At 68.9% G+C, this 16,930-nt stretch carries 16 protein-coding genes; 15 read left to right on the top strand and 1 reads right to left on the bottom strand.

The window, feature by feature from the left end; translation table 11 throughout:
- Positions 1-42: 42 nt before the first annotated feature.
- Positions 43-1,425, top strand: coding sequence for a helix-turn-helix transcriptional regulator (locus tag ABZ795_RS14635; RefSeq protein WP_357530682.1), 1,383 nt, complete (start codon positions 43-45; stop codon positions 1,423-1,425).
- A gap of 4 nt (positions 1,426-1,429) precedes the next feature.
- Here the strand turns inward: ABZ795_RS14635 and ABZ795_RS14630 are convergent, their stop codons facing one another.
- The gene (locus ABZ795_RS14630) at positions 1,430-3,232 is read right to left on the bottom strand and encodes a prolyl oligopeptidase family serine peptidase (protein WP_357530681.1); all 1,803 of its coding nucleotides are present in this window, start codon (positions 3,230-3,232) and stop codon (positions 1,430-1,432) included.
- A 1,012-nt stretch (positions 3,233-4,244) separates the two neighbouring features.
- Between ABZ795_RS14630 and ABZ795_RS14625 the strand changes: the two genes are divergently transcribed.
- From ABZ795_RS14625 to ABZ795_RS14560, 14 genes are all read left to right on the top strand, one after another.
- On the top strand, positions 4,245-6,596 hold the full coding sequence (locus ABZ795_RS14625) for a nitrate- and nitrite sensing domain-containing protein (RefSeq protein ID WP_357530680.1): 2,352 nt from the start codon (positions 4,245-4,247) through the stop codon (positions 6,594-6,596).
- Positions 6,593-6,994, top strand: a complete 402-nt coding sequence (locus tag ABZ795_RS14620) for a roadblock/LC7 domain-containing protein (protein ID WP_357530679.1) — start codon at positions 6,593-6,595, stop codon at positions 6,992-6,994. The genes ABZ795_RS14625 and ABZ795_RS14620 overlap by 4 nt, the downstream gene beginning before the upstream one ends.
- Entirely contained in the window at positions 6,991-7,572 is a 582-nt protein-coding gene (locus ABZ795_RS14615; protein WP_357530678.1) for an ATP/GTP-binding protein, read from the top strand. Before ABZ795_RS14620 ends, ABZ795_RS14615 begins: the two co-directional genes overlap by 4 nt.
- 46 nt (positions 7,573-7,618) lie before the next feature.
- The gene (locus ABZ795_RS14610) at positions 7,619-8,833 is read left to right on the top strand and encodes an ABC transporter substrate-binding protein (RefSeq protein ID WP_357530677.1); all 1,215 of its coding nucleotides are present in this window, start codon (positions 7,619-7,621) and stop codon (positions 8,831-8,833) included.
- Positions 8,834-8,851: 18 nt separating this feature from the next.
- Positions 8,852-9,742 carry a branched-chain amino acid ABC transporter permease gene (locus ABZ795_RS14605; protein WP_357530676.1) on the top strand — a complete coding sequence of 297 codons (891 nt, stop codon included), beginning with the start codon at positions 8,852-8,854 and terminating at the stop codon, positions 9,740-9,742.
- Positions 9,739-10,791 carry a branched-chain amino acid ABC transporter permease gene (locus ABZ795_RS14600; RefSeq protein WP_357530675.1) on the top strand — a complete coding sequence of 351 codons (1,053 nt, stop codon included), beginning with the start codon at positions 9,739-9,741 and terminating at the stop codon, positions 10,789-10,791. Before ABZ795_RS14605 ends, ABZ795_RS14600 begins: the two co-directional genes overlap by 4 nt.
- Positions 10,788-11,588, top strand: a complete 801-nt coding sequence (locus ABZ795_RS14595) for an ATP-binding cassette domain-containing protein (protein ID WP_357530674.1) — start codon at positions 10,788-10,790, stop codon at positions 11,586-11,588. The genes ABZ795_RS14600 and ABZ795_RS14595 overlap by 4 nt, the downstream gene beginning before the upstream one ends.
- The gene (locus tag ABZ795_RS14590; RefSeq protein ID WP_357530673.1) at positions 11,572-12,303 is read left to right on the top strand and encodes an ATP-binding cassette domain-containing protein; all 732 of its coding nucleotides are present in this window, start codon (positions 11,572-11,574) and stop codon (positions 12,301-12,303) included. Before ABZ795_RS14595 ends, ABZ795_RS14590 begins: the two co-directional genes overlap by 17 nt.
- Before the next feature lie 161 nt (positions 12,304-12,464).
- Positions 12,465-13,298: a methyltransferase domain-containing protein gene (locus tag ABZ795_RS14585; RefSeq protein WP_357530672.1), complete on the top strand. Its 834-nt coding sequence runs from the start codon at positions 12,465-12,467 to the stop codon at positions 13,296-13,298.
- 242 nt (positions 13,299-13,540) lie between these two features.
- Positions 13,541-14,296, top strand: a complete 756-nt coding sequence (locus tag ABZ795_RS14580; protein ID WP_357530671.1) for a hypothetical protein — start codon at positions 13,541-13,543, stop codon at positions 14,294-14,296.
- 104 nt (positions 14,297-14,400) lie between these two features.
- Positions 14,401-14,958, top strand: coding sequence for a hypothetical protein (locus ABZ795_RS14575; RefSeq protein WP_357530670.1), 558 nt, complete (start codon positions 14,401-14,403; stop codon positions 14,956-14,958).
- Entirely contained in the window at positions 14,955-15,626 is a 672-nt protein-coding gene (locus tag ABZ795_RS14570; RefSeq protein WP_357530669.1) for a hypothetical protein, read from the top strand. Before ABZ795_RS14575 ends, ABZ795_RS14570 begins: the two co-directional genes overlap by 4 nt.
- Before the next feature lie 267 nt (positions 15,627-15,893).
- Complete coding sequence (locus ABZ795_RS14565) at positions 15,894-16,763, top strand: endonuclease/exonuclease/phosphatase family protein (RefSeq protein ID WP_357530668.1); 870 nt, start codon at positions 15,894-15,896, stop codon at positions 16,761-16,763.
- On the top strand, positions 16,760-16,882 hold the full coding sequence (locus ABZ795_RS14560) for a hypothetical protein (RefSeq protein ID WP_357530667.1): 123 nt from the start codon (positions 16,760-16,762) through the stop codon (positions 16,880-16,882). Before ABZ795_RS14565 ends, ABZ795_RS14560 begins: the two co-directional genes overlap by 4 nt.
- Positions 16,883-16,930: the final 48 nt, after the last annotated feature.

The raw sequence follows: 16,930 nt of genomic DNA, 5'->3' as shown, positions 1-16,930 counted from the left end.
GCGTGGCGGTGATCCGAAACAACGGCCGGAGGAGGCGGTGTCATGGGCCAGACCCCACGGGCACTCGAGCCGTCCCTATCCGAGCGCCACTTTTTCGGCGCTGAGCTGCGTCGTCTGCGTGAGCAGGCAAAGCTTTCGCAAGCGCGGCTGGGCATGATGATCCGTTTCAGCGCTGATCTAGTTCGTCGGATCGAGACAGCAGACCGCTTCCCATCTCGGGAGTTCGTCGAAGCCTGCGACAAGGCGCTGGCGACTGACGGCGCCTTGATGCGGCTGCTACCGATGCTTGAAAGCAGGCGGAACAGCGAGCGTAGGCCCGTAACCGCACCACCGAGCAGCCAAGCCGATCCCAGCAGTCTCCTGCCCGCATCCGCATCAATGTCGCTGGCTGAGATGGTCATCCGCGTTCCGGTCCAGCCGGGTGTTCTCGATCGCGCCGCCTTGAGCTGGCTGAACACTCCAGCGGCTCACTCGTGGTCCATGACCGAACAATCCAGCTCACTCGATAACGTCACAGAGGAGAGTCTCGTGTCCGCCGAGACCGCCCTCACAATGTTTCGGCAGCTGGATCACACTCACGGCGCCGGACGGGTGCATGCCCAAGTGCAGCGATACATCGAAGGCGAGCTGAACCGGCTGCTCGCGAACAGCCCCGCCTCAGAAGCCGCCAGTCGGCGCCTCTACACGCTCGCAACGGGGTTCTTCGAGCTGTGCGGCTACCAGGCCGTTGACACCGGTGCCCATGGCCTCGCCCAGCGTCGCTACCTACGCGCACTACAGCTGACTCAGGCCGCCGCCGATCGCCTCTACGGGAGCTACCTGCTCGCTGTGAACATCGGCCACCTGGCGCTGCACTGTGGCTACCCCGAGCCGGCGCTGCGAATGGCGCACACGGCGGTAAGAGGAAGCGAAGGCCAGGCGACGCCAGCTGTGAGTGCAGCTCTGCACGCCGTCGTAGCACGCGCGCATGCCCGACTCGGACACGAAGGCGACTGCTTGGCTCACCTCGACATCGCAGAACGGCACTTGAGCCGTAGCCGGCCTGATGATGAACCGACCTGGATTCACTACCTGACCCCGGCGTACTTGGCTGATGAGATCGCTCACTGCTTCCACGATCTGGGCAGGCCGAAGCAAACCCAACGGCACCTCAGGGAAGCTCTGGCCGCGCTGAGTCCCACCCACATTCGCCGGCTCGCCATCGACACCGCACTCCTGGCGTCGTCGCTGGCTGCCGCCGGACAAATGGATGAGGCGTGCGCGACTGCCCGGGAAGCAGTGGATTACGCCGCGAGGACCTCCTCACACCGCTGCCTGCAGCGCATCGTCGAGGTGCAGACCGACCTTGAGCCTTACCGGTGCGAACCGGAGGTTCGCGAGTTCAGCGAGTACGTACGCCATCAGTTGCCGTTGGCAGCGGTGTGATCCCTCAACTGGTCACTGCGGCCATCATCACCGCGCGGTAGTGAGCCAGTTCCGCTTCCAACGCCGTGCCCGCCTCTGCCGACGTCGCCACATAGTGGCCGACGTCGGGAAGAAGCAGTAGGCGGTGAGACACATCGCGTGCGGCCAACTGGTCGGCGAGTGCCCGGACATCCTCGACCACGGCCACGTCGTCGGCGGTGCCGTGAATGAACAGCACAGGCCGTTGGACGGCAGAGGCCCGAACTCGGCCGGCACCGCCTCGCAGCCGCAGGGCATGCGCACGCTGGAATCGTGGCACCGTTTCGGCCCACCGATCCGGATCCACGATCGCCGACACGGCAGTGGCAGCGGCGAAGGGGCCATTCCGCGCGACCGCGTGCAGCGCGGTGTAGCCCCCGGCGCTGGCACCACGAATGAAGATTCGGCCTGGTGACGCCCGTCCTGCAGCCAGCAGGTGGGCAGCCACCGCCGCGCAGTCATCGACGTCGTCCAGTCCCCACCGGCCGTACAGCGATTCCCGAAAGGCACGGCCGTAGCCGGTACTGCCAAGGTAGTCGACGTCTACGACGGCGAACCCCCGGCTGGTAAAGAACTGCGCCTGCCAGTCCAAGCGAAGCAGGCAGGAGGCGGTCGGCCCAGGATGAGCCCGCACGATCACGGGTGCCCGCCACTCCGCCGTCGAGCCCGTTGGCGGATACACCAGGGCCGACACCTCGCGCCCACCTGCGGCCTGGACCCGCAGCTCCGTGGGCGTCGACACCTGTGTTCCGAAGAGTTCGGGATGCTCTGACTTGGCGAGCACTTCCACCTGCGGATCGTCATCAGCCAGGTGCACCAGCGCGATCTGCGGCGCAGCCGTCGGCGATGAGCCAATCATTGCCACCGTCGTTCCGTGCGCCGCTAGGTAGGGCTTGATTGATGTGTAAGGGAGATCGACAGGACGGACTGAGCCTTGGAGGTCGATGAGGACCAGACGATGCCGCGAGCCCTCCTGTACCGCCACGACGATCCGTCCATCGTCAAGAAAGGCATAGGACGCGTATCCCATCTCCCACGGCTCCGCGGCGCACTCACCCGCGATAGGTGCCACCGCCTCGACCTCACGGCCATCCCACCGGAACAGGTTCCACCAGCCGTCGCGATCCGACACGAAGTACAACGATCCGTCAGGCCCCCACCTGGGCTCAACCGCCGACTCGTCACGGCCGCCGGCGACCTTCACCGGGCTCCCGATGTGCCCCTGAGACGAATATGAGCCAACCCACAGCTCACAGGCGTCCCAAGGCATGTCGCGCTCGCCCCAGGCGGACCAAGCCAACAAGCCCGCAGCTGGCCGAGGTGCACTCAGGAACCCACCGCGTCCGGTGACGGTGCGCAGCCGCAGTGAGCCGGTGAGCGGCATCGCCACCAACTCGTCACCGCGCTCTGTCTCCCGAACCGCCAGCAGTTCACCGTCGCCGACGGTCAGGTCTCCCACCGATACTGGACTGACCAGAACGAACTCACCGTCACGACGGCGACTCCGGTAAAGGCCACCTGCACCGACGCACCAGAGCTCCCCGTCCGCGACAGCGTACGACCCGCCACCGTAGGCGTGAACATCGTTAGTGACGTCGAAGCCTGCGGGGCTGATGTCGCGCGTGCCCTCGTCGCGTCGCCACTGAGTCAGTGTCGCGGCCCCACCAGCGTTGGGACGTGTCTCAAGCCAATACAGCGAGCCGTCGTAGGAACGGAGCTGGTCGTAGCTCACTGAGGCGCGGACGGCATCCGCCACGGAGACCGCGGCGATCCGATCCGCCAGACTCACGCGCGCCTCCTTGAACACACTCTATGCCGTGGCACTAGCGCCTGCGGTCCACGTCAAACCGCTTCCGCGCCGCGAAGGACACTAGGAGCCTCCGCAACCCCCACGGGAGCACCGTTGCGAGGCCGCGCGTAGGAACGACTGTACGCCAACCCTCTCGCTCTTCCGCTTAGCGCCATCTTCCAACTGCCCATGGGACATGCCCTACTTGCATGACAAGGTCGATGCGGACAAGCGCCTCCGTCCGCATGGTTGGTATCGACTAGCCCGTGCAATCCGAGCGACCATTCCCAGGCGTAGCGAAAAGTCATGTCCGCCTCGGTCATCACACTTCCTCGGAACGTCCCGAGTCGCGGTCGGGGGACTGAACTAGGTGGGTGCGATGGCGAATAACTGGACTCTTCCCTCGGCTTGCGGCTGTGCAAGTGGCGCCATCCACCTGCGATTTCCGTCGACTCGAAGCTATTTGCATTTCCTTCAAGGAGGCATTCCCCATGCAGGAGGCAGTAGTCGGTCCCGCCGTGTCGCGCCCGCCATTCACGCGCTGGTCGGCTGCTCGGATCGCCGCCATGTGTGCTGGTGTTGCCGTAGTGGCTGCGGGTGTAGGCATGACCATGGCGCGCGTTGGGTTACGCAGTCCGCCGCGAGTGGCTGAATGCCAATCACTACCGGTTCGGCTTCCCCGCGATGAGAGTGGTGGCCCAACAGCGCCTTGCCCGATACCGGAGCTTTGTGGCGGCTCGGTGTGGCTGGCGGCGGTGATAGGGAATTTGTCGGTAGCTATGGTCCGGGCTGCCAGCGTGCCGGGATCATGTTCACCGAAAGCATCAGCGGCTGCATGTGCCTCGGCAGGCCATTGAGCGCGGCAGCGGCTATCACCACCCCCGCCACCTCGGTGGGCTGATCAATATCACGTTCTGCGAGGTCTGGACCCCGCCACTACTGGGCAGGGTCAGCCGCCGCACCCCGACCAGACTTGGAGAGGACTGTTGTGCGTGTTGCCCGGAGATTGGCGTTGCTGCTGGCTATTCCGCTGTCCGCAACCTTGCTTTTCGCTGGGTGGGGTGTGACGTCGACGGCCCAGCAGGCTATTGCCGCTGATCGTTTGGAATCACTGGTGGTGGTGTCGTCCGCTGTTGGTGAGGTGCTCTATCAGCTTGATCGGGAGCGTCAGGTCGCGGCGTCGGTGGTCTCGGACAGCGGTAGAGGGCTGAATGGCTTCCTGGATCAGAGCGCGGCATCGGATGGTGCCGTAGAGGCGTATCGGCAGCGTCGGGGCGGCCTGGATGTGTCACAGCCTGCGGTAGCGCGGTTGTTGGGTCCGTTCGACGAGCAGTTGCGCCTACTTCCCGCGTTTCGCGAGCAGGTGCGGGCGCGGTCGGCGTCGTTGACGGCGGTGTTGGTGCGGTATCGGGCGGTGATCGGCCGAGGGTTGGCATTGCGGGAGGCCGTGGGCCAGGTCGGCGGCGCCGATGGCGCGGTGGCTGATCAGTTGAGGGTGGCGGCGGCGTTGTCGCAGGCGTCGGAGTACGCGGGTATCCAGCAGGTCTCGGTGGCCACCGGCGGCGGCCGACCGGTGTCGCAGGCGGTGCAGCGAGACTTGGCGGCCACGCGGGCCGGGTTTGATGAGTCGTTGTTGGTGGTGTCGCAACGGTCGCCGGCGGTATGGCGGGGGTGGCTGGATCAGGCATTGACCGGCGAGCAGGTGTTGGCGGCTCAGCGTTTCGATGACGAGATCGCGCGGACGCAGGTGGGTCAGCGGTTGCGGGTGAGTTCCGGTCGGTGGTTGGCCGCGAGTGGTGAACGCCGGGATCGCTTGCACGGGGTGCAGGTGAGTATTGATGCCGCCGTTGTGGCGGAGGTGGGGCGGGCGCGGAGCCGGCAGTGGGCGATCACGGGGGCGTTGTGCGGTGCTGCGGCGGTGCTTGTGGTGGCGGCGACGCTGTTGGCGGCGTGGCATGGACGGGCGTTGGCGCGGCGGCTGCGGCGGGTCCGTGACGCGGTGACCGGGATGGCGGTGGAAGAGCTTCCGTCGTTGGTGCGGCGGGTGACCGCGGCGGATCCGGCCGACGTGAAATCTGTTCCTCCTGCGCCACCGGCCCTGGCCCCGGATGTGCCTCGGGATGAGGTAGATGAAGTCGCTGGGGCTTTCGACACCCTGGCTGCTACGACGTACCGGATCTCGGCGGATCTGGCGCGGCAGCGGCTGGTGGCGGTGGGTGCGGTGGAGGCGGTGGGGCGGCGGTGTCAGGGGATCACGAATCGGCTGTTGGGTGAGTTGGACGCGGCGGAGCGGGATGAGAAGGACGCGGCGACGTTGGAGACGTTGTTCGCGGTGGACAACCTGGCGGCGCAGTTGCTGCACGGTACGCAGAGCTTGTTGGTCCTGTCGGGCCGGACGCTCGGCACGGCGTATGAGGAGCCGGCGGAGCTGGTGACGGTGCTGCAGGCGGCCCAGAGCCGGATCCAGGAGTACCGCCGCGTTGTCATTGGGCTTGTCGACGACAGGGTTGTCGTGCCGCCGGCGTTGATCGACGATCTGGTGCATCTGCTGGCGTCGCTGTTGGACAACGCCACCCGCTACAGCCCCGCAGATGTGGTCGTCACCGGCCATTTGATGGGTGATCGGGCGATCCTGCAGGTGGCCGACACCGGGAAGGGTATCCCGGCGGGTCTTTGCGACCAGCTGAACAGGGAGTTGGCGGCGCCGTCGCCGATGATCGGGGTGGAGCACATCCGCCGGCAGGGTGTGGCCACGGTGGCGTTGCTGGCCGCCGCGCACGGGTTGCGGGTGCGGCTGTTGCCGGCGTCGCCGCGCGGCACTATCGCCGAGGTCGAGATCCCGGCCGACAAGCTCCTGATCCGGATCCCTCGGCATGTCGTGCTGCCGACCGGGCCGTTCGCCGGACGACGCGCCCCGGGCGGGACGCCCGACTGCCACCTGCCCCTGCCCGTAAATCCGGCACCTCGCTCTGCTGGTCCTGCGGCCCGACATACCCGTCCGTCGGCGGCGGAGGTGCCGACGCAGATCCTGCCGCAGATTCCCGCGCAGCGGTCTGCTGCTGGCTGGCAGGAACCTCCACCGGTCTTTCCGCAGGCTGCCAAGCAGCACGGCCGGTCCGGATGGTTCGAGGTGGGCGGCGTCGTGCACATGCCCGCCGCGTCTGGGCCGTCCGCTGGCGGTGCGACCACGTCGAACGGGCTGCCCAAGCGGCAGCCGTCGACAGCATTCACGCCGCCGTCGCGGCCGGCTCCGGTCACGCCGCCGCGCGATGCGCGGGCGGCGGCGGGGCTGGCGCAGACCGCGGGGGCCTATCAGCGCGGCCTCGGTCGCCGCTCCCTTCAGCCGAGAGAAGGTCAACGATGAGTGACAACCTGAGTTTCTTGCTGAACACGAACGTGCGTGTGGTGCCGGGAGTCAGTCACGCCGTCGCGGTGTCCGTCGATGGGCTGCTGCTGGCCTTCACCGACGGGGTCAACCAGGAAGCGGCCGAACGCCTCGCCGCGGTCGCGGCGGGGTTGAACAGCCTGCTCAAGGGCGCCGCTGACGAGTTGGCCGCCGGTGAGGTGCGGGGCAACATTACCGACACCGAGCGGGGCTATCTGATCCTGACGAACCTGAGCCGGGGCGCATCGCTGCTCGTGTTGACGCGCCGGGACGCGGATCTGGCGTTCGTCACCGCGGAGTTGGAGCGTTTCGCCGAGCAGGTGGGCGACTCGTACCTGGATCCGTCGTTCGCGGCCGCGGCGGTCGGCGCCCGATGACGGTCGCGACAGTGCGCCGCCCCTCAGCCCAGCCGGGGTTGAAGATCGTGCTGACCGGGCCTTTGGGGGTGGGTAAGACCACGCTGGTCGGGGCGGTGTCGGAGATCGTGCCGTTGACCACCGAGGTCGGCATGTCGGCCGGTGGCGACGACGTGTCGCACTGTCCGGGCAAGGTGACCACGACGGTGGCGATGGACTTCGGTCGTCTCGCCGTCGACGACGTCACGGTGTATGTGTTCGGCACGCCGGGGCAGACGCGGTTCTGGTTCATGTGGGACGCGATCGTGCGCGGTGCGGTCGGCGCGGTGGTGCTCGTCGACACCCGCCGGTTGCAGGACTCGTTTCGGCATCTGGACTACATCGAGCGGTGCCGGCTGCCGTTCGTGGTGGCGGTCAACCAGTTCCCCGACGCGCGTGTCTACTCGCCAACGCAGGTCCGTGACGCGCTGACGCTCGCCGGTGATGTGCCGATCGTCGAGGTCGACGCCCGGGACCGCGACAGCGTCCGCCGCCTGCTCATCGCCCTGGTCGAGCACGTCATCGCCGCCACACGGACTCCGGCCGGCGTCGCCTCCTGACCGCACGGCCCCCCTTTTGTTCTCCCCGACAGAGAAGGAGCAGTTCATGCAACGTGCCCGTGCACGGCTGCGGCACGCGTTGGTCGCGATCACCGCCACCAGCCTGCTCGCCGCCGGTGTGGCGTGTACCGGCGGCAGCGGCGATCCCGACCGGGTGCGGATCGGCCTGTTGGTGTCGTTGTCAGGCATCTACACCAGTGTCGGTGAGGACATGCGGCGTGGTTTCCAGCTGTACCTCGACACCCACGACGGTCGTCTCGGCGGCCGTGAGATCGACCTGGTCGTCGCCGACGAGGGCGACGGCCCCGCCACCGCTGTGCCCGCCGCGCAGAAGCTTCTGGAACGGGATCGGGTGGTGGCGCTGACCGGGCTGGTCGGCGGCGCCACCGTGGACAAGGTCCAAACCCTCACCCACGAACGGCGTATCCCTCTGGTGGGGGCGAACGCCCGTCCCGAGTTCGCCCCGGTCGCCGGCACACCACGGGACCTGTCCTACACGTGGCACACCTCCTACAACTCTGATGAGCCGGGGATCGCGATCGCCGCGCACATCAAAGCGGAGGTGGGTGGCGGGTCGGTGTACGCGATCGGTCCGGACTATCAGGGCGGCTGGGACGAGTTGCGTGGCTTCACCGACACCTTCACCGCCCTCGGGGGGAAGCTCGCCAATCCGGACGGCAAGACGGTGTTCACGCCGTTCCCGACGACGGAGAACTTCCTGCCGTATCTGAACAAGGCCGCCGAAACGCAGCCGGCGGCGGTGTACACCTTCTATGCCGGTGGTCCTGCTGTCGCGTTCGTCAAGCAGTACCGGCAGTCCGCGCTCAAGGACGTGCCGCTCTACGCGGCCGGATTCCTCACCGAGGGAACGGTGCTCGACGCCCAGGGCACGGCCGCCACCGGCATCCGCAACGTCCTGAACTACAGCCCGACGTTGCCGCACGCGGCGAACCAGCAGTTCGTGGCCGCCTGGTCCGCCGCCGGTCATCCGGGTCAGCCGACCACGTTCGCGATGGCCTCCTACGACGCCGCCGCGGTCCTGGACCGTGCCCTGGCCGTCGTCGACGGACCGGTGACGGGGGAGACGGTGAACGCGGCGATCGGGCAGGTGGGGCGGATCGACAGCCCGCGGGGGGACTGGCAGTTCCACCCGAGCGAGCATCGGCCGGTGCAGCGCTGGTACCTGCGCGAGGTCAGAGCCGACGGACCGGTGCTGTCCAACGTGTTGCTGCAGGACCTGACCACCCTGCCCGCCGCCTGAGCACCATCCGCTCGCTCGATGACAGGGAAAGGGGGTGCCGTGTGTGTGGACACCTTCGTGATCACCGCCGTTGATGGGATCGCCTACGGGCTGCTCCTGGCGATTGCCGCCGCGGGGTTGACGGTGGCGTTCGGTGCCGGTGGGGTGCTGAATCTCGCGCATGGCACCCTCATCGCGGCCGGCGGCTACCTCGCCGCCACGATGACCGCCGGTACGTGGGGCAGTCTCGCCGCCGCGATCGTCCTCGCCACCGTCGTGGGCGCGGCCGGAGGAGGGATCCTCGCCGCGGCGACCGCCGGACTGCGCGGCCGGGGCCATCTGGATCAGGCGTTGCTGACCTTCGGTATCGCGCTGGTCGGCTCGGATGTGCTGACCACGGTGTTCGGGGCGGACGTGCTGCGGCCCCGGATGCCCGCCGCGCTGGAGGGCACCGTCGCGGTGGCGGGCTACCGGTATCCGGTCGACCGGCTCACGGTGTTCGCCGTCGCGGTGCTGGTGGCCGTCGCCGGCTATGTGGTGTTGCATCGCAGCCGGGCGGGTCGGTTGGTCCGGGCCACCGTCGATGACCGGGTGATGGTCGCCGGCATCGGTGTCGACCCCCGCACCGTCGGCGCCGCCGTACTCGTGGCATCCGGTGGGCTCGCCGGGCTGGCGGGCGCGTTGACCACCCCGATCCTCGGCGTTGGCCCGGGCACCGCCGACACGGCGCTGCTGCTGTCGCTGATCATCGTGGTCTGCGGGGGTCTCGGCTCCGTACCCGGCGCCGTCGCCGCCGCGATCGGCGTCGGGGTGGTGCAGACCGTCGGGGTGATCACCATCCCGGCCCTGGCGCCGTACCTGCTCATCGCCGCGATGGCCGTGGTGCTGGTCGCCCGCCGCCGTCCTGTTCCCGGTCAGGTGACGCGATGAGGGTGTTCACCCAGCCCGTCGCCGTGGCTCGGCTTCGGTCGCTGCCCATGATGGCGCCGCCGGTCGCGGCTGCCCTGACGATCATCGTCGTGGCGGTGGCGCCGGATCCGTACCTGCACGGCAGCGTCGCCCGGATGCTGCCCCTCGCGCTGCTGGCGGTCAGCGTCGCGGTGGTCACCGGACACGCCGGCCTACCCACCCTCGGTCAGGTCGCCCCCTACGCCGCCGGCGCCTACCTCACCGCCCGCCTCGCCCTGGCCGGCATCGATCTCGCCGCCGTGCACCTGCTCTGCGCGGCCGTCGTCGGTGCGGTCGTCGCGGGCCTGGCCGGGGCGGTGCTGGTCCGTTACCGGGGCACGGTGTTTCTGATGCTGAGCCTCGCGGTGGCTGAGCTGACCGCGATCACCGCCGGGCAGTGGCGGGCGGTCAGCGGGGGCACCGACGGCCTCGCCGGCATCCCCGCACCCCGCCTCCTGCCCGGCGTGGCACCGCTGTTCGGCGACCGCACGGTCCTGCTCTACGCCGCGACCATCACGATCGCGGCGACCGCTGTGGCCGGGTGGATGCTGCGCGGTGACCGGCGGATGCTGCTCACCGCCGCCCAAACCGACGAGGACCGGGCCCGCGCCAGCGGTCACCCCGTCTACGCCTACCTGTGGACGGTCCACACCGCTGCCGGGGCCATGGCGGGCATCGCCGGGACACTACTGATCCACACCCACCGGTGGATCACCCCCGCCGACGTCGGGTTCAGCGTCGCGGCCCTGGTCCTGCTCGCCGTCGTGATCGGCGGCGCCCGATCCCTGACCGGTGCGGCGGTCGGCGCGGTGATCGTGCTCGTCGTGCGTGACGTCGTCGCCGTCGAGGTACCCGGCCACGCGCCGCTGCTGCTCGGCGTGCTGTTCGTGATCGTCGTGTACGCGTTGCCCGGCGGTCTGGCCGCTCTCCCCGCCCGCCTTCGCCACCGGCACCGCCGACACCGACGGCACGCAGGCCCGCATGACGCGGCATCCCTACCCACCGCGACGAGCGTCAGGAGCACCTCGTGAGGAGCGTCCACCGCGTCGACCCGGACCAGCCGCCCGCACCGCGCAGCCGCCGCGATCCCGACCACGCCCACCGCACCGGGTTAGTCGCCACCGGCCTGCGCCACGCCTACGGGCCACTCACGGTGCTGGACCTCGACACGTTCACCATCGCCCCGGGCGACCGGCACGCGGTCATCGGACCCAACGGCGCCGGCAAGTCCACACTCCTGAACGTGCTCGCCGGCACCCTCCGCGCCCACAGCGGCCAGCTCACCTACAACGGCCACCCCATCACCCGATGGACGCCGACGTGGCGTGCCCGTGCCGGCATCGGCCGCACCTTCCAACACCCCACCCTCTGGCCGGACCTCACCTGCCTCGACTGCGTGCGAGTCGGCGGCTGGCACCACCGCCGCAACCCGGACCACACCCCCATCGAGGTGCTGAACCAGGTAGGGCTGGCCGACCACGCCGACCAACCCGCCAACGCCCTGTCACACGGGCACCGACGGATGCTCGACCTGGCCGTCGCACTCGCCGGCCAGCCCCGCATCCTGCTGCTCGACGAACCCGCGGCCGGACTCACCGACACCGACACCGGACGGCTGCTCGACATCCTCCACGCACTGCCCAGCTGGATGGCGATCGTGATCATCGAGCATCACATGGACGTCGTCGCCGCGTTCGCCGACTGGATCACCGTCCTGCACCACGGCCGCCGCCACACCGACGGACCCGCCCACCTCGTACGCGCCGACCCCGCCGTCGCCACTGTTTACCTCGGCACCACCGGAGGCAGCGATGCTGCACACCCGTGACCTGACCGTCGCCTACCCCGACGGCCCCTCGGTCCTGCACGACGTCACCCTCGACCTGCGCCCTCCGGGCGTGCACGCGCTGGTCGGCCCCAACGGGGCCGGGAAAACCACCTTGCTGCACACCCTCGCCGGCCACCTCCAACCCATCAGCGGCACCGTCCACCTCGACGGCCGGGACGTGACCGGCTGGCACCCCACCGCCGCCGCCCACGCCGGTGTCGCGCTCGCCCCCCAGGACCGCCGGCTGTGGCCGTCGCTGACCGTGGCCGAGCACTTCGCCGCCACCCGGCCCGCCGCAAGCCGCGACGAGAACTGGACCGTCGAGGAACTGCTCGACATATTCCCGCCGCTGGCCGCACGCATGGGACACCGCGCCCACCAGCTCTCCGGCGGCGAGCAGCAGATGCTCACCATCGCCCGCGCCCTGCGCACCGCCCCCCGCCTGCTGCTGGCTGACGAACCCACCGAAGGCCTCGCGCCGATTGTCGCCGACCAGATCACCACCGTGCTGCGGAACGTGCCCACGCGAGGCGTGACCGTCCTCGCCGCGCTCCCGCACGCCGCAGCGGCGGCGACGGTCGCCGACACACTGCACGTCATCGCCTCCGGACGACTCCTCGGCGACACCCACACCAGCGCAGCGGCCACCAGCGCGCTGCGCCGTCACCTCACCCTCACCCGCCCCGGCGACGAGCCCGCGAAGCCCGACCAATGAGAGCGCCTCCCTTATCGCGTCGCAGGGCACGGCGGTGCTGGCCGCTGCCCCGCCGTATCGCCTGTCTCGCTGAAACCTGTCACCACCACCGCCCGCCCCGACCACAGCGGCGGGCGACCCACCCGCGACCTGCTCGTACCCGTGCCCGAAGGAGATGCCCGGTGACCACGACGGCCTACCAGTTCCGCAACGACCCGCAGCAACTCGTCCCCCTGCAGCAGGTACTCGACCCCATCACCCGCTACGACCTCGCCAAGATCCCCATCCGGGCCGGCTGGCGGGTCCTGGACGTCGGCGCGGGTGCGGGCTCGATCACGCGACACCTCGCCGACACGGTCGGCCCCACCGGCGTGGTGCTCGCCGTCGACCTCGACACCGGCCTCCTCGACCCCACCGACGTCATCGCCGTCCACCAACACGACCTGCGAAACGGGCTCGACCTGCCGATCGCGCCCGGCAGCCTCGATCTCATCCACAGCCGCTGCGTCCTGGAACACCTCGCCAACCGCGCCGACCTGCTGGCGCCGATGACCACACTGCTGCGGCCCGGCGGATGGCTACTGCTCGGCGAGATCGTCTACAGCCGTGCCCTGATCCACCACGCCCCCACCGGCGCCGACCATCACCTGATCTACCAGGTCATCCACGCCATCCTCGACACCCTCGCCACCGGCGGCACCGACCTGGACTGGGGCGACCACACCCACGCCGCGCTGCTCGACCTGGGAATGACACACGTGCACAGCCGCACCCGCGCCGACACGTGGACCGGCGGCGGACCGGGCTGCCAACTGTTGGCCGACAACGCCCGCCAACTACAGGACCGACTCCTGCGCTCCGACCTGAACGACACCGACCTGCGCCGGTTCGGCGAACTGATGGCCGACCCCACCGTGGCCCTGCGCGGCTACCAGTACACCTCCACCCTCGCCCGGAAACCTGAGCTAGGCCATCCACTTCATCGCGTCCCGACCGGGACACGACGAAGTGGATGACGTCGGAAGTCGGACCGCAAGTCGGTATTGCCGTAGCCGCAGCTCCTCGCTGGCCGGACATCATCTCCGCCAGGCACGGAGGCGGCGTTTCGCCGGGTGCTGCGGCATGTGTTCGCGCCCGTCGACGCAGCATCGACGCCGAGTACGCCGTGACGCGGCCATGACCTCACACGGCCCTATGCGACGGGTTTCTGCATCCAGCCGGGTACATCGTGGCGATAGGAGCATGGAGTTGATTTCCTGTGACCGGTTCCCTGGTGGCGTCCGAACTCGTGGCGGCCCTCCCGCTTCCGTGGCAGTTGGCGGACCCGGGTCGGCGGAACACGGCGGTCAAAGAACTGCTACCCGGTCCGGAACAGCGGACGGTTGCCCTGTCGGCGCTGTCGGCATGTCTCGCGTTCCAGGTCGACACGGCCGCCCGATACGGGGACGACCCGAACTGGGGGCTTCCCGACAACTTCTTCGAAGACGACTGGTTCCTGCTCCAGGCCAGCCTCAAGCGGTCGCTACCCACCCTCGCCGACGTGACACGCGAGAACGTCCGCGACTGGGCGGAAAAGAACAGCGTGGTGGCGGAGATCCTCGACGCCACCTGGACCACGCCCCCGGATGAGATCGTCGAGGCCGTCGGGCAGGTGTGGGTGACCTTCATCGTCAACGGGGCGGTCGAGGAACTGCTCAGGTGGCTCGGCTGGACCGCCCGCGACACGTTGGACCCGGACGAGCGAGCCCAGGCACTCGACCTGCTCAAGACCGTCACCCCACGCCTGCCGTGGCGACAGACGATCGAGACGATCCCGGTGATCCTCAGCCTCGGCGGCTCCGACGAACACGACTACTTCGAGCAACTCGCCAACGACCCGGGCCTACACGAGAAGACCCGCGCCGAAGCGGAAAGCAAACGCCGGACTGCCCGCCGCAGGGCGGGTGACACCGCCACCGCACCACGCAGGCGCAGGTCGGCACCGCGACCGGGACATGGTGGCGAGCAAGGGTAGCGGCGTCGCGGACCCGCGTGGGCCGGCGATCCGGGGCGTCGGCTACCACCACATGGTGATCGAGTTATTTGTTGAGGAGTTCGGCGTTGCCAAGGTTTCGGATCATGTGCGAGGGCACGTCGCCGTTGCTGATGCACAACGGGCGGCTTGTGGATCCGCTGGACCAGATCGTCAAGCAGATCAAGACCGTGTCATCGAAAAAGAGCAAAACCGACCAGGACCATGCGGAGATGGCGCAGCTGGAATGGCTCGGCGGCCTCTACTACCACCCGCAGACAGGACCGTTCCTGCCCGCGCCGAACCTGCAGAAGAGCCTGGTGGAAGGCGCGCGGCTGAGCAAGGACGGCAAGAAGATCGAACGAGGCGTCCTCATCGAGACGATGATGATCCCGGTGCAGTACGACGGCCCCCGCGAACTCGACCACCTGTACGCGGACAAGCGGTTCGTGCACCGCGCCCCGGTCAAGGTCGGCGTCAACCGCGTCATGCGGACCCGGCCCGCCTTCCCGCAATGGCGAATCGAGGCCCTCGGCCAGTTCGACGACGAAGTCATCGACCTCGACGCCCTACGGCACGCGGCGCAGACAGCGGGAGCCATGATCGGAATCGGTGACGGTCGGCCCACGTACGGCCGATTCACCTGCGAGTTGGAGGGACAGTGACCCAGCCGGTAGCCACGCCACCGGACCCGCACCACAGCGACGCGGGACGGCCCGGCCGCCGACCACGCTGGCGGATCCTCTACGAGCGGATGGCGACCCTGCGAGACGGTGAGCTACTGCCGTACGAAGAGATGGCCAACCTGCTCGACCTGGATCTGACCAACACCAGCCACTATCAGGTCACCCTCGCCAGCGCCCGCAAAGCCGCCGACCAGCTACGCCTCGACGGGAAGAAGGTGTGCCGGCTCGTGCGCGGGCACGGCTACCAAGTCGCCGACCCCGGACAGGCGATCGAGTTGGCCCGCCGTCACCAGACCCGGGCGGTCGCCGAGATCCACGCCGGCCACACCACCATCGACACCATCGACCGCGGCAAACTCGACGTCACCACCGCCCGACTGGTCGAGGCGATGGCGATCGGCTTCGCCCGGCAACACCACATGATGCGGCAACTCGACGTCCGCCAGTCACGGCTGGAAACCGCGATGGACGCGTTGACCGCCACCACCCATGGCACCGCCACCCGCGTCGAGCAAACCGCCGCCCGCGTCGGAGCCGCCGAGACCGGCCTGACCGAACTGACGCAGCGAGTGAACGAACTGGCGAAAACCATCGGACAACCGCCAGTCACACCACCAAGCTTCCTACCTCCCGCAACCGGGTCGTAGGGAGGCCAGACCAGGCCCGGTCAGGGCAGGTCTCGGCTGGGCTAGCCCGGCCAAGTCCGGCCTCGACTCGCCAACGGCGCGCCTCCCCAGAGGCAGGGCAGGTCACGGCACACCAAGGAAGTCCGGGACGCGACACGCGACAACGCGTCGCGTCCCGGACACGCGCACACCCGGCAGACCACAACAAATCCGCACATCGCGAGGGGACCCACCGATGACCCACCTACCGGTCGCCACCTCCGCCGGCCACCTCGAGGAGGCAACGGGATGAGCCTGCCGGTGATCCGTGCCGTGAGCTGGAACCTGCTCTCGTACGGCAAGTCGTCGACGCCGACCCGGCGTGGACAGCACGAACTGCTGCGCTTCCTCCGACCCGACGTGGTGTGCTTGCAGGAAATTTATGCCGCCGACGCAGCGCAACTCGACCGGCTTGTTGGCGCGATCGCCGACGCCCTCGGGATGGCTGCCTTCGCGGTCCCCGCGAAACATTCCGACTGCCACCTCGCGATCTTGTGGCGCCCGGAGTACGACGTGTTGTCGCAGCGCTCCTATGACCTGCTGATGTGGCACGGCCTGGGCGTCGTCCGGCTCGACGTCGGCGCGGACGTGCCGCTGACCGTCGCGGTGACCCACCTCGGGCCCTGGAACCCCGGCAAGCAACTCGACGACGCCTTCACCCTCACCGGACAGCTACCACTGTCCGAAGCCGTCGTGCTGGGCGCCGACTGGAACTCCTTCGGCGCGGACCCCGACTACGACCACGAGCCGGACTGGTCGGACCTGCCTCCCGAATGGATCGAGCGGCATGTCCGCTGGAACGACGACCCGGCAGCGCCCCGAACGGCCGACCGACGCCCCGCGCAACTGATGCAACGCAGCGGCTTCCACGACGCCGCACCCACGCTGAGCGTGCCATGGAAAGCCACCGGCGGCCACCGCGGCGGCTGGCGCCGACGCGAGGACATCTTCTGGACCACCAGACCGCAGGCACTACGCGGCTACCAAGTCATCGACACACCAGCAGCGCGGAAACTGTCGGACCACCTGCCGATCGTCGTCGACCTCGACCCGCAGGCATTGACAGACCCGGCCACCGCCGACGGGCAGGGCCAGCCGGGCGAAGGACCGAAGCCGTGAAACGCCACCGTGATCTGCGGGGCCTGGCCACCGCCGGGCGCACCGGCCAGGCCCAGACCGCCCCGACCGGGTTCGATCGCAGTGCAGGCCCTCCCGCCGTCGGTGGCGAGGCGCCCTGACTGCCGGCCAGATCTGGACGGTCACAGCCTCTACGAGCACCGTACGGG

The organism is Micromonospora sp. NPDC047134, assembly GCF_040643455.1.
GTDB lineage: Bacteria > Actinomycetota > Actinomycetes > Mycobacteriales > Micromonosporaceae > Micromonospora.
Note: the sequence above shows the minus strand (reverse complement) of the source record. Positions and strands in the feature narration are given on the sequence as shown.

Excerpts from the sequence above, each read along its gene's own strand:
- ABZ795_RS14575 (WP_357530670.1), top strand. The coding sequence starts at position 14,401 with ATGTGCGAGGGCACGTCGCCGTTGCTGATGCACAACGGGCGGCTTGTG.
- ABZ795_RS14635 (WP_357530682.1), top strand. The coding sequence starts at position 43 with ATGGGCCAGACCCCACGGGCACTCGAGCCGTCCCTATCCGAGCGCCAC.
- ABZ795_RS14605 (WP_357530676.1), top strand. The coding sequence starts at position 8,852 with ATGACAGGGAAAGGGGGTGCCGTGTGTGTGGACACCTTCGTGATCACC.
- ABZ795_RS14610 (WP_357530677.1), top strand. The coding sequence starts at position 7,619 with ATGCAACGTGCCCGTGCACGGCTGCGGCACGCGTTGGTCGCGATCACC.
- ABZ795_RS14615 (WP_357530678.1), top strand. The coding sequence starts at position 6,991 with ATGACGGTCGCGACAGTGCGCCGCCCCTCAGCCCAGCCGGGGTTGAAG.
- ABZ795_RS14565 (WP_357530668.1), top strand. The coding sequence starts at position 15,894 with ATGAGCCTGCCGGTGATCCGTGCCGTGAGCTGGAACCTGCTCTCGTAC.
- ABZ795_RS14600 (WP_357530675.1), top strand. The coding sequence starts at position 9,739 with ATGAGGGTGTTCACCCAGCCCGTCGCCGTGGCTCGGCTTCGGTCGCTG.
- ABZ795_RS14620 (WP_357530679.1), top strand. The coding sequence starts at position 6,593 with ATGAGTGACAACCTGAGTTTCTTGCTGAACACGAACGTGCGTGTGGTG.
- ABZ795_RS14590 (WP_357530673.1), top strand. The coding sequence starts at position 11,572 with ATGCTGCACACCCGTGACCTGACCGTCGCCTACCCCGACGGCCCCTCG.